We start from the raw sequence: 11,635 nt of genomic DNA, 5'->3' as shown, positions 1-11,635 counted from the left end.
GCGGTGGCCGGCGCTTAGGGGGTTGTCTTCCAGGGCGCCTTGGCGAGCCCCCATACCGGGCTGGAAATGGCCATGTCCATGTCGCGCGCGAAAATGGCGTAGCCGTCGTAACCGTGATACGGGCCGGAATAGTCCCAGCTGTGCATTTGGCGAAACGGCACGCCCATCTTCTGGAATACGTACTTTTCCTTGATGCCGGAACCGACCAGATCGGGCTGGACCTGTTCGACGAACCTCTCGAACTCGTAGCCGGTCACGTCGTCGTAAATCAGTGTGCCGTCCTTCACGTAGTGCGTGGTGCGCTGATAGTCGTCGTTGTGGCCGAATTCGTAGCCGGTGCCGACCACGTTCATGCCGAGGTCTTCGTAGGCGCCGATCACGTGGCGCGGACGCAGGCCGCCAACGAACAGCATCACGGTCTTGTCCTGCAGGCGCGCTCTGAACTTCGCGTTCACCGCATCGACCAGCGGACGATACTTGGCGATCACCCTCTCCGCGTTGGCTTTGATGGTGTCGTCGAAGTGGCTGGCGATCTCGCGCAGGCTCTTCTCGATCATCGACGGGCCGAAGAAGTTGTATTCCACCCACGGAATGCGGTACTTCTCTTCCATGTGCCGGCTGATATAGTTCATCGAGCGGTAGCAATGCAGCAAATTGAGCTTGGCCTTAGGCGTGTTCTCGAGCTCGGCGATCGAGCCGTCGCCCGACCATTGCGCGATCACGCGCAGGCCGATCTCTTCGAGCAGAATCCGGCTCGACCAGGCATCGCCGCCGATGTTGTAATCGCCGATGATCGCAACATCGTAAGGCGTCGAAACAAATTCAGGCCTCTTGTCCGGATCGGCCTTGTCGAATATCCAGTCTCGAATCGCATCGTTAGCGAGATGGTGGCCCAGCGACTGGCTGACGCCGCGAAAACCTTCGCAGCGCACCGGCAAAATGGTGTGCCCTTCATACTGGACACTCTTCTTCTTCGAGACGGCCTCGATGTCGTCGCCGATCAGGCCGATCGGGCATTCACTCTGGATCGAGATGCCCTTGTTCAGCGGAAACAGTTCCTGAATCTCGTCGATGATCTTGTCGAGCTTCTTGTCGCCGCCGAAGACGATGTCCTTTTCCTGAAAGTCCGACGTGAACTGCATCGTCACGAAGGTGTCGATACCGGTAGTGCCGATGTAGTAGTTGCGACGCGCGCCCCACGAGTACTGGCCGCAACCGACAGGACCATGACTGATGTGGATCATGTCCTTGATGGGCCCCCAGACCACACCCTTCGAGCCGGCGTACGCGCAACCGCGAATCGTCATCACGCCCGGCAATGACTTGATGTTTGATTTCACGCCACAGTCGGGCTTGCCGTCATCGAAGGTGCCCAAATGCTTGGCACGCCGTTTGGCCATCTTCTCCGGATAGGCCTTCAGCACTTCATCGATCAGGGCCTTGTTCGCGGCCTTGCGCTCTTCAACAGTGACGCTCATGGGAATGCTCCATAGGGTGAGTATCAAGCCTGGCAGCGGGTAACCGGCACGGCCCGGTTCATCGCGTGAAGAAGAACACCGGGCCGCGCGCAGCGGCGCTCGCTTAGGCGGTCAGTTCCGCTGCAGGCTTGCCGACTTGCGATTCGTCGATGGACGTCATGATTCCGTGCTCCATTAACAGGTCTTCCAGTTGATCCATCGTGATCGGCGTCGGGATCGTGCCGTTGCCCGCGTTGTTGTGCACCTTGGTGGCGAGCTGGCGATACTCTTCCGCCTGTTTGGATTCGGGCGCGAACTCGATCACCGTCATGCGGCGCAGCTCGGCGTGCTGCACGATGTTATCGCGCGGCACGAAGTGGATCAGCTTCGAACCGAGCATCTTCGCCAGCGCTTCGGCGAGTTCGAGCTCCTTGTCGGTCTGACGCTCGTTGCACACGAGCCCGCCGATCCGCACACCGCCGCTGTTCGCGTACTTCAGGATGCCCTTTGAAATGTTGTTGGCCGCATACATGGCCATCATTTCACCGGACATCACAATGTAGATTTCCTGCGCCTTGTTCTCACGAATCGGCATTGCGAAACCGCCGCACACCACGTCGCCGAGCACGTCGTACGACACGTAGTCCACGCCGTCATAGGCGCCGTTTTCTTCGAGGAAGTTGATCGACGTGATGACGCCACGGCCCGCGCAGCCGACGCCCGGTTCCGGACCACCGGACTCCACGCAACGGATGTTGCGGTAACCGATCTTCATCACGTCCTCGAGTTCGAGGTCCTCCACCGAGCCGGCTTCGGCCGCTAGCGACAGGATGGTGTCCTGCGCCTTTGCATGAAGGATCAGGCGGGTAGAGTCCGCCTTGGGATCGCAGCCGACGATCAGGATTTTCTGCCCGAGTTCGGTCAGGGCTGCCAGGGTGTTCTGCGAGGTGGTCGACTTGCCGATACCGCCTTTACCGTAGAACGCGATTTGCCGAAGTTTAGACATTGCATTTCTCCATTCAGGAAGAAGGGTTGAAATCAGGGTTGCGTAACCGCGACCATGTCAGCCTGTCGCGCCTGTATGGGTCTTCTTATATCGAGTCACGCATCGGCCGGACCTGTGTCCGCGCTGGACTCCAAACGCAGCTTCTGTGCCACGTCACCAGCGGTACTGCGACGCGTCCGCCCCGCCGCGCTGCGGCGGTTGGTTCGGGGACTTTTGCGGACTCCTCTTCTGTCTTGTCGATTTCGCGACAAACCACGCGAACTTCGTCGCCAATGAAACCATTCGGGCGCGTTTGTCGTGCGATTTCTGTCGCATTGGCCTGCGTGCAGCCGGACAATCGCCGGGTTGCGGCCTGGTTCGGTTATTGCGTTGATCGCGCCATGGACACACCAGCCACCCAACCTTCGCGACCCGTGCCGCGCGAGACGCACTTCGACCGTCTAGGCGGCGAGACCGCCGTCATCCGCCTGGTCGATGCGTTCTATCGGCACATGGATACGCGGGCCGACGCGCAGCGCATTCGGGCGATGCATCACCCGGACCTGTCTTCGACGAAGGCCGTGCTGGTGCTGTATCTGTGCGAATGGCTCGGCGCCGACAAGCAGTACTCGGCACAGCGCGGCCAACCACGGCTGCGCAGGCGTCATGCCGCATTCGCGATCGGCACCGCCGAACGGGATGCGTGGCTAGCTTGCATGCGCGCCGCGTTCGACGAGACGGGTGTCGATCCGGCGCTGCGCGACGAACTGATGCAGGCCTTTTTCAAAATCGCCGACCGGATGCGCAATGCGCAGGCGTGAATTCCTCTTCAACGCTGTTTAACCCAAGGATCTGTGATGACCGAAACGCTCGCCCACAAGGAGATCGACGACACCGCGTTCGCCCGTCTCGAACACGAAGGCCGTCTGCTCAATCCGGTTCTCAAGGGGCTGACGAACAAGTCCGGCCGAGTCGGCTTCCGCGGCGAACTTGCGCTGCGGTTTGCCCCAAAGCTCGCCGACGAAGCGCGGCCGCCGGAGCTGACCTGCGATCAGGTGATGGCATGCGCGACGATCGGACATAAGCACTTGCCGTTCTTCGCTGGGTATCTGTTGAGCTTCGAGCATCTGAAGGACGTGGCCGAGGTGCTCAGCGACACGCTCTCGGCGGGTGGCAAGTACTTTCTGTTTTGCGACAACATCGACCTGAGCAAGCGATATCAGGTGCCGTACAAGGGCGCGATGTTCTATGTGCTGCCGATTCTCGAGTCCACCGTCTACAACGAGATGCTCGAACTGCTGTACCTCGAAAAGAACGAATTGAAGAAAAAGGACTCAGGCGGCAAGCTGGATGCGGTAGCGGACGCGGCCATCAACTTCGACGTGACCTTCGACACGATCAGCTACCGCGAAGGACTTGAATTGATGGGGCCGGTGCGCAACCCCAACGAGAACCGGCCCGTCTGAGGCGCGGGTCCCGACGGCTGCCGCCCGCGCGGCTGCGCCAACCGATGTTCCCTTGCACCCGAACGCGACCATGATCATGCACACCGACACTGCTTTCGTCGTCCGCGAACGCCTGGCCTCACGCGTTGTCCGGAACGCCGATGCACAACTCGAAACGATCGCGCCCGCCGCACTTTCCACTTGGCTGGCGTACCACGGCTTCCCTGATCCGCATTCGCGCTGCGTGAACGGCGAAACCCCGTTGATGCGCGCCGCGCAGCATGGCGAGGACGCGGTGGTCGAAGCGTTGCTCGCACTCGGCGCACGCGCCGACGCGCTCGATGACGACGGCAACCATGCGCTCTGGTTCGCGTGCCTGCACGTCGGCCCCGCGACCATCCTGCGGCTGATCGACGCCGGCGCGCCGATCGACCATGTGAACGACGACGACATCACATGCCTGATGCAGGCAGCCGCGAGCGGTCGCCTCGACGTCCTGCAGATGCTGCTTGCGCATGGGGCGAACGCAGAACTGTGCGCACCGGATGGCCGCAGCGCGCTCGACATGGCAGCCGACCTCGGGCTGCAACTGCTGCTTGCTTTCGGATGACAGGCTTTGTTAGCGAGTCTTAAGAGGAACGTGCGTCGCGCGACCAGCGAAATCGGTCCACTGATCAGTCGAAAAATCGTATAGTTTGCAGCCTCGTGCGGTGTCGAAGTACCAACGCCACGAAAACCGCTGCACGACGATCCGTTCCGGAAGCATCGCTTCGAGGGTTCGCTGAGCACCGACGAGCCCGTATAGAGGGAGACTCATGTCGACGTGATGCGCGGTGTGCTCCATGATGTGATGAAACAGCGCGCCAAAACGCCAGCGAAAGGTCAAGTGCACCGTCGTGGATACGAACGGATCCGAACGCCCCCATTTCGCGCGATCGTCGTACCAGCGGATTTGCGGATGCGTGTGGTGCGCGTACACGACGAAACCCACCATCGCGCACCAGAACAGGAACGGCACCCCGAACCCGCATGCGATTGACGGGACCACTCCCCGCTGCGTCGCGTGAGCGATCCACGCGAGCGCGCCGATCCACAGCAGTGCGAACACCGATACCAGCGTGCAGTCACGGAAGAACACTGGGCGCCGCGTCGGCATTGCGGCCCGCGACGGGAAAAACATCTTCGTCCACCAAACTTCGATCATGTAGTAGAGGCCAGGCGCCCAGCCGCTGCGATAGATACGTTCCAGTGCGCGCCGTGGCCCACTCAAGGCGCGATATTCCTGGATCGTCAGCGGTGCCCACACAAAATCGACACCTTTCAGGTTCGTGTAGCCGTGATGCACCACGTTGTGACCCACTTGCCACAGGCTGTACGGCGTGAGCGACGGCAGGAAGGCGATCCGGCCCAGCCAGCGGTTGAGCGTGCGGTGCCGGGTCAGGCTCTCATGACATGCGTCGTGACCGATGACGAAGAGCCGTCCGATGACGAAGCCCGCCATGCATCCGAATACGGTCTTCAGCACGAACCTGTGCGCGAACACGCTCGCGGCGAGCGCACACAATAGCAAAACGTAGTCGAACACGAGCAGCAGAAGCGCGTAGGCGGTGCGGCGTTCGGCGAACGGTGTCAGCCACGAGCGGATGACCTTGCGATGGGGCAATGGCTCATTGGCGGGAACAGGGTGATTCGGACTGTTCATGAAGAAAAACCGGTAGAGGGGTGCAGCACAATACTACCCACGCGGCCGACGGCTGCATGCCGTGTCCGCGATGATGTGACCAGACAGTTTCGCGCTAGTGGCGAGTCAGCGCGACATCATGTTCATGCTGACATTGTGCATCACCCAGATCGTGCCGAAGATCAGGAACAGCGCGGCGAGCGCCGTGTAGCATAATGCCAGCACGTTCCAGCGCTGGCCGCGCGACAGGTCGAGATGCAGGAACGTCACCAGTTGCACGACGATCTGCACGAACGCCAGCAACGCGAGCGCCATAATCGCGGAGCCGGACGGCAGCAACCGTTGCGTGACGATCGAGAATGAGCCAGCAGTCAGCGCCACGGCAAGCACGAAACCGGTGATATAACCGGCGACGTCACCACGCGAGGCGGTCGTGGACGTCGAGTGTGAATGGACCATTTAGAGCATGCTCCCGAGATAGACAAACGAAAACACGCAGATCCACACGATGTCGAGGAAGTGCCAGAAGAGGCTCAGGCATGTCAGACTCGTGAGGTCGCGACCGGACAGTTCAGGTGAGCGGACGACATGCACGACGAGCACGGCCATCCAGACGAGGCCCGCTGTCACGTGCAGGCCGTGGGTGCCGACCAGCGTGAAGAACGACGACAGGAAGGCGCTGCGACTGGGCCCAGCACCGTTGGCGACCAGGTGCGAGAATTCGCGCAGCTCTAACGCGAGGAACAGCGCGCCAAGCACGAACGTCACGAGGAGCCAGCCGATCACGGCACCACGCCCCTGGCGCTGCGCGCCGAGCATCGCGAAGCCGTAGGTGGTGCTGCTCAGCAGCAGCGCGCCGGTTTCAAGTGCGACACCCGGGATGTCGAACAGGTCCCGTCCGGACGCGCCACCCGCGAACTGGTGCGCCATTACGGCGAACACGGCGAACAGCGACGCGAACAGCATGCAGTCGGTCATCAGGTACAGCCAGAAGCCGAACACGGTGGGCGTTGGGCCGTGGTCAGCGCTCGACCTGCCGTGATGGACGAGTAATGCAGATTGCGTCATGGATCAGGTCTCCGCGGATTCGGGTAATTCAAGGTCGGCCGGGGTGGGTGCGCTGCCGCGTCGTGCTTCGATTTCGCGCACGCGCGAGGCCGGAATCACGTAGCCATGGTCGTCGCGGAAGCTACGCGCGATCAGCGCGGCGACGATCGCGACGAAGGCCAGCACGGCGAGCCACGTGATGTGCCAGACGCCAGCGAAGCCGAGCGCAAGGCTGAATGCGCCGATCAGGAACCCGTCCGCGGTGTTCGACGGTAGGTGGATGTCCTCGTAATGCGCCAGTGCGGCATTTGCTGCGCCGCTTTCCTTCATGTGCGCGAACGCGTCGAGCTGGTGGACGACCGGTATGCGCGCGAAGTTGTAGACAGCGGGCGGCGACGCGGTGGCCCATTCGAGCGTGCGGCCGTTCCACGGGTCGCCCGTCAGGTCGCCGTATTCCGGCTCGTTGCGATGGATCACGCTCACGACGACCTGGGCGATCTGGTGCACGACACCGAGTGCGATCAGCACCACGCCGCATGCGGCGACGAACAGCCAGGGATGCCAGGTCGGGTTGTCGTAGTGATTCAGGCGCCGGGTCATGCCCATGAAGCCGAGCACGTAGAGCGGCACGAACGACACGTAGAAGCCGACGAACCAGCACCAGAACGCCCGCTTGCCGAGCTTCTCGTCAAGCCTGAAGCCGAACGCCTTCGGGAACCAGTAATGGAAGCCTGCGAGATAGCCGAACACGACGCCGCCTATGATCGCGTTGTGAAAGTGCGCGATCAGGAACAGGCTGTTGTGCAGCACGAAGTCCACGCCCGGGATCGCCATCATCACGCCCGTCATGCCGCCGATCGTGAACGTGACCATGAAGCCGATTGTCCACAGCACGGGTGCGGAGAACTCGATGCGACCGCGGTACATCGTGAACAGCCAGTTGAAGATTTTCACGCCGGTGGGGATCGCGATGACCATCGTCATAATGCCGAAGAACGCGTTAACGTCCGCGCCGGAACCCATCGTGAAGAAGTGGTGCGCCCACACGAGGAATGCGAGCACCGTGATCGCGCACGACGCGTAGACCATCGTTCTGTAGCCAAACAGCGGTTTCTTCGCGAAGGTCGCGATCACTTCCGAATAGATGCCGAACGCGGGCAGCACGAGGATGTACACCTCCGGGTGGCCCCACGCCCAGATCAGGTTCAGGTACAGCATCGCGTTGCCGCCGAGCTCATTTGTGAAAAAGTGCATGCCTGCGTAGCGGTCGAGGCCGAGCAGTGCGAGCGTCACGGTTAGGATCGGGAACGTTGCCATGATCAGCACGTTCGAGCACAGCGCGGTCCACGTGAACACCGGCATCTTCATCAGCGTCATGCCGGGCGCGCGCAGCTTGACGATCGTCACGAAGAAGTTGATCGCGGTAATCAGCGTACCGACGCCGGAGAGCTGCAGACTCCAGATGTAGTAGTCAACCCCGACGCCGGGACTGAACTGCAGCTCCGACAGCGGTGGATACGCGAGCCAGCCGACCTGCGCGAACTCGCCGATCACGAGCGACAGATTGATCAGGATCGCGCTGATCGCCGTCATCCAGAAGCTCAGCGAATTCAGGAACGGGAAGGCGACGTCGCGCGCGCCGATCTGCAGCGGCACGACAAGATTGAAGAGGCCGACCATCAGCGCCATCGCCATGAAGAAGATCATGATGACACCGTGCGCGGTGAACATCTGATCGTAGTGGTGCGGCGGCAGGTAACCGGGGCCGTGAAACGCGATCGCGAGCTGAAGCCGCATCATTACGGCGTCGACAAAACCGCGCGTGAGCATCAGTACCGCGACGATGATGTACATGATGCCGATCTTCTTGTGATCGACGCTTGTCAGCCACTCGGTCCAGAGCCACTTCCAGCGGCCGAGCTTCGTGAGCGTGACGATGACCGCCAGCACGATGAGCGCCATGAACGCGGCCGCGCCCATGATGATCGGCTGATCGAACGGAATCGCGCCGGGCGTGAGTTTTCCAAACATGGCTTACTCCGTGGTCTGCGTGCGACAGGCGGCGTCGCGGAAGGCCGTGACGTTGCCGTTGTTGTATCGGGCAACGATGTTGCGGAACAGGTGCTGGTCGATCGATGAGAAGTAGCGTACCGACTGCTTCTCGCTCGGCTTCGCGACTTCGGCGTATTTGTCCATGCTCAGGCGGTCCGGCGAAGCCTTGACCTTCCGCACCCATGCGTCGAAGTCGGTGGCGCTCGTCGCGAGCGTGCGGAACTTCATGTCGGCGAATCCCTTGCCGCTGAAGTTGGCGGACATGCCTTCGAAATTTCCCGGTGCATCCGCGATCAGGTGCAGACCGGTCTGCATGCCAACCATTGCATACACCTGGGTGCCGAGTTGCGGGATGAAGAATGAGTTCATCACCGAGTCCGACGTGATCCGGAAATTCACCGGCGTATCGACTGGCACGGCGAGCTGGTTCACCGACGCAATGCCGAGCTCCGGGTAGATGAAGAGCCACTTCCAGTCGAGCGCGACCACCTCGACGTCGATCGGCTTCACGCTCGACTGCAGCGGCCGGTACGGGTCGAGCTCATGCGTGGTGCGCCACGTCAGGATACCGAGGTACAGGATGATCAGGGAGGGGATCGTCCAGACGACGATCTCGATCGCCGTCGAGTGCGCCCATTTAGGTGCATAGACCGCGTGACGGTTCGACGCACGGTAGCGCCAGGCGAAGAACAGCGTCAGCAGGATCACCGGGATCACGACGATCAGCATCGCCCACGTGGCGGTGGCGATCAGCGACTTCTCGGCCGCGCCGACGCTCCCTTTTGGATCAAGCACTGTCAGATCACATCCCGATAGACAGGCGCTCAATGTTGTGACGATGGCTATCGACCGTTTCCTTAAGGCTTTTCTGTCTGTCATAGTGGTTAAATTTTGGTTGTGGCACTTTTGACCTGAAGCTCGCTTGACGCATGCGGCGTCACACTCGCAGCGTCATGGTCCGACAACCGGCCAGTTTTGTGATTGATGTCGATCAAGGATGAACAAAGCGGCGGGGTGCGGTGCACTGACGCAGCGCGCGGGCTAAATCAGGCGATCGCCGATGTCTTCATGGCTGAACAGAAGCAGAGCCAGGCTGCGAGGGATGGCCTCGATCTGGCAATCGAGGGTCGTGACGGGGCGCGTCGCGCGGAACGAAGGACAGACTTTACGGCGCCCAAGTGAACAGAGGAACACCTTGCTGACGGTTTCGACGAACACGTCGCGTCGCGTTGTTTGCGCCAGCCATCGGCGGTCGTACCGCTAGATCAGTTTTGACCAGGACGAGTTCGAGGGGCGCTCCAGATAACCGTCGAACACCATGGCCACTGCGCGCACGAAGAACCGGCCTTTTGGGGGAATCGAGATGCCGTTTCCATCGATGCTCACCAGTCCCGCCTCCTGGTATGGTTCCAGGGCGGTAAGCTCACTTGAGAAATAGCGAACGAAATCGATCTGATGCGCTAGCGAGATCGCCGCGAAATTCAGCGGCACGCTGCACATGAGCGTCATGATCACCTCCCGACGCAACGCATCGTCAGCCGATAGGGCAATTCCGCGTTCGACCGGCAGCCGGCCTTCGTCGAGTGATCGGTAGTAGCTTTGCAACGAGCTCGTCGACTGACTGTACGCGCTGCCGATCTTGCCGATGGCCGACACACCGAAGCCGACCAGATCGCACTCCGCGTACGTCGTGTAGCCTTGGAAATTGCGATGGAGGCTACCGTTGCGCAACGCAATGCTCAGCTCGTCGTCGGGTCTGGAAAAATGGTCGAGACCGATATAGATGTATCCGGCATCGAGAAAGCGCTGGGCCGAGAGCATAAATATGCGCAGGCGCTCCTCGGTCGATGGCAATCGGGCTGCGTCAATTAATCGCTGGGCCTTGAAGCGGTCTGGCAGGTGCGCGTAGTTGTAGAGCGCGACGCGATCGGGCGCCAGCCGGATCACCTCGTCCAGTGTGTGGGCAAAGCTGGCGACAGTCTGCTGCGGCAAACCGTAGATCAGGTCGACGTTAATTGAGGAAAATCCCGCATCGCGTGCGCCGCTGAGTGCGCGTTCCACCACATCGAGTGGCTGGATGCGATTGACAGCCTGCTGGACGTCGGTAGCAAAGTCCTGTACGCCGAAGCTCGCTCGGTTGAAGCCAAGGCGCGCGAGTAGTGAAAGCGTTTTAGTGCTGACGGTCCGCGGGTCAATTTCGATGGCGAGTTCTGCGTCGATCGAGAACGCGAAGCGGTTCTGCAGTTGCTGGACAAGCTCTTCGAGCTCGGCAACGGGGAAGAAGGTCGGCGTTCCACCTCCCAGATGCAGCTGCACGGTTCGCCGGTCAGGTCCGAGATGTGACGCGACCAGGTCCATCTCACGAACGAGGTAGCTCAGATATCTAGCGCTGCAGCCATGGTCGTGCGTAATGACCTTGTTGCATGCGCAGAAGTAGCAGAGTGATCTGCAAAACGGCAGATGAACATATAGCGAGAGCGGTGAATTATTCTCGGCAGTAGCACGAGCGGCAAGCTGACGTTCGTATGCTCGCTCCTCGAACCCGGGGTGAAATCGATCTGCGGTGGGATATGAGGTATAGCGAGGCCCCGAACGGTCGAAGTGGCGAACCACCTCCGCGGGAATCTCCGGACTGTCAGGCGTTCGGGATGCCGCTTCCCGCATCCGCGTGCGCTGCTTCGGCTGATAGTCTGCTTCGCGGTGTATTCGTTTCTTCATCTCCATCTCCAGACCTTCCGCGCGGACAGCGCGGCGAACACGGTTGCCCCGATTGTCCTGCATGGAGCCCGGAAAGCGCTGATCTGTGTCAATACGAGGTGTCGTGAGCGCGATAGTCCTGTGTAGGTGAGAGGCGAGGCGCGGGACGTGTTCGTGATATACACGGACGTCCGTTCTGGAATAGCGCTACGCTCAGGCGCGCAATCTCGCGAAGCCGGCCGCCTGAAATTACGTGCCTGCGACCGGGCAA

General features: G+C 61.0%; 12 protein-coding genes. 3 read left to right on the top strand and 9 right to left on the bottom strand.

All coding sequences use genetic code 11. The features are described from left to right. Positions 1 to 14: 14 nt before the first annotated feature. Together nifD and nifH are read right to left on the bottom strand one after the other, a co-directional pair. A complete protein-coding gene (gene nifD / locus OKW43_RS31500) occupies positions 15 to 1,478 on the bottom strand; it encodes a nitrogenase molybdenum-iron protein alpha chain (protein ID WP_429451962.1) in 1,464 nt (487 codons plus the stop codon). A 103-nt stretch (positions 1,479 to 1,581) separates the two neighbouring features. Then, complete coding sequence (gene nifH / locus OKW43_RS31495) at positions 1,582 to 2,463, bottom strand: nitrogenase iron protein (RefSeq protein WP_018423167.1); 882 nt, start codon at positions 2,461 to 2,463, stop codon at positions 1,582 to 1,584. Between the two features lie 380 nt (positions 2,464 to 2,843). On the opposite strand from nifH, the gene OKW43_RS31490 reads away from it, so the two are divergent. The 3 genes from OKW43_RS31490 to OKW43_RS31480 all read left to right on the top strand — a co-directional run bounded on the left by OKW43_RS31490 (position 2,844) and on the right by OKW43_RS31480 (position 4,497). Next, a complete protein-coding gene (locus tag OKW43_RS31490) occupies positions 2,844 to 3,263 on the top strand; it encodes a group II truncated hemoglobin (RefSeq protein WP_429451960.1) in 420 nt (139 codons plus the stop codon). 36 nt (positions 3,264 to 3,299) lie between these two features. Beyond that, a complete protein-coding gene (locus OKW43_RS31485; RefSeq protein ID WP_429451958.1) occupies positions 3,300 to 3,908 on the top strand; it encodes a hypothetical protein in 609 nt (202 codons plus the stop codon). Positions 3,909 to 3,984: 76 nt separating this feature from the next. Further along, a complete protein-coding gene (locus tag OKW43_RS31480) occupies positions 3,985 to 4,497 on the top strand; it encodes an ankyrin repeat domain-containing protein (protein ID WP_429451956.1) in 513 nt (170 codons plus the stop codon). 9 nt (positions 4,498 to 4,506) lie between these two features. Here the strand turns inward: OKW43_RS31480 and OKW43_RS31475 are convergent, their stop codons facing one another. The 7 genes from OKW43_RS31475 to hemN form a co-directional block, all read right to left on the bottom strand. Further along, positions 4,507 to 5,589 carry a fatty acid desaturase gene (locus OKW43_RS31475; protein WP_429451954.1) on the bottom strand — a complete coding sequence of 361 codons (1,083 nt, stop codon included), beginning with the start codon at positions 5,587 to 5,589 and terminating at the stop codon, positions 4,507 to 4,509. 105 nt (positions 5,590 to 5,694) lie between these two features. Further along, a complete protein-coding gene (gene cyoD / locus OKW43_RS31470) occupies positions 5,695 to 6,027 on the bottom strand; it encodes a cytochrome o ubiquinol oxidase subunit IV (protein ID WP_121325257.1) in 333 nt (110 codons plus the stop codon). Next, entirely contained in the window at positions 6,028 to 6,636 is a 609-nt protein-coding gene (gene cyoC, locus OKW43_RS31465; RefSeq protein ID WP_231337495.1) for a cytochrome o ubiquinol oxidase subunit III, read from the bottom strand. A 3-nt stretch (positions 6,637 to 6,639) separates the two neighbouring features. Further along, positions 6,640 to 8,646: a cytochrome o ubiquinol oxidase subunit I gene (gene cyoB, locus OKW43_RS31460; protein WP_429451951.1), complete on the bottom strand. Its 2,007-nt coding sequence runs from the start codon at positions 8,644 to 8,646 to the stop codon at positions 6,640 to 6,642. Between the two features lie 3 nt (positions 8,647 to 8,649). Further along, the gene (gene cyoA / locus OKW43_RS31455; protein WP_429451949.1) at positions 8,650 to 9,546 is read right to left on the bottom strand and encodes a ubiquinol oxidase subunit II; all 897 of its coding nucleotides are present in this window, start codon (positions 9,544 to 9,546) and stop codon (positions 8,650 to 8,652) included. Positions 9,547 to 9,708: 162 nt separating this feature from the next. Beyond that, on the bottom strand, positions 9,709 to 9,885 hold the full coding sequence (locus OKW43_RS31450) for a hypothetical protein (protein WP_429451947.1): 177 nt from the start codon (positions 9,883 to 9,885) through the stop codon (positions 9,709 to 9,711). Between the two features lie 42 nt (positions 9,886 to 9,927). Continuing rightward, the gene (gene hemN, locus OKW43_RS31445) at positions 9,928 to 11,331 is read right to left on the bottom strand and encodes an oxygen-independent coproporphyrinogen III oxidase (protein ID WP_429452530.1); all 1,404 of its coding nucleotides are present in this window, start codon (positions 11,329 to 11,331) and stop codon (positions 9,928 to 9,930) included. Between the last annotated feature and the right edge of the window lie 304 nt (positions 11,332 to 11,635).

The organism is Paraburkholderia sp. WC7.3g (assembly GCF_050436345.1).
In the GTDB taxonomy this organism is placed as follows: domain Bacteria; phylum Pseudomonadota; class Gammaproteobacteria; order Burkholderiales; family Burkholderiaceae; genus Paraburkholderia; species Paraburkholderia podalyriae.
Note: the sequence above shows the minus strand (reverse complement) of the source record. Positions and strands in the feature narration are given on the sequence as shown.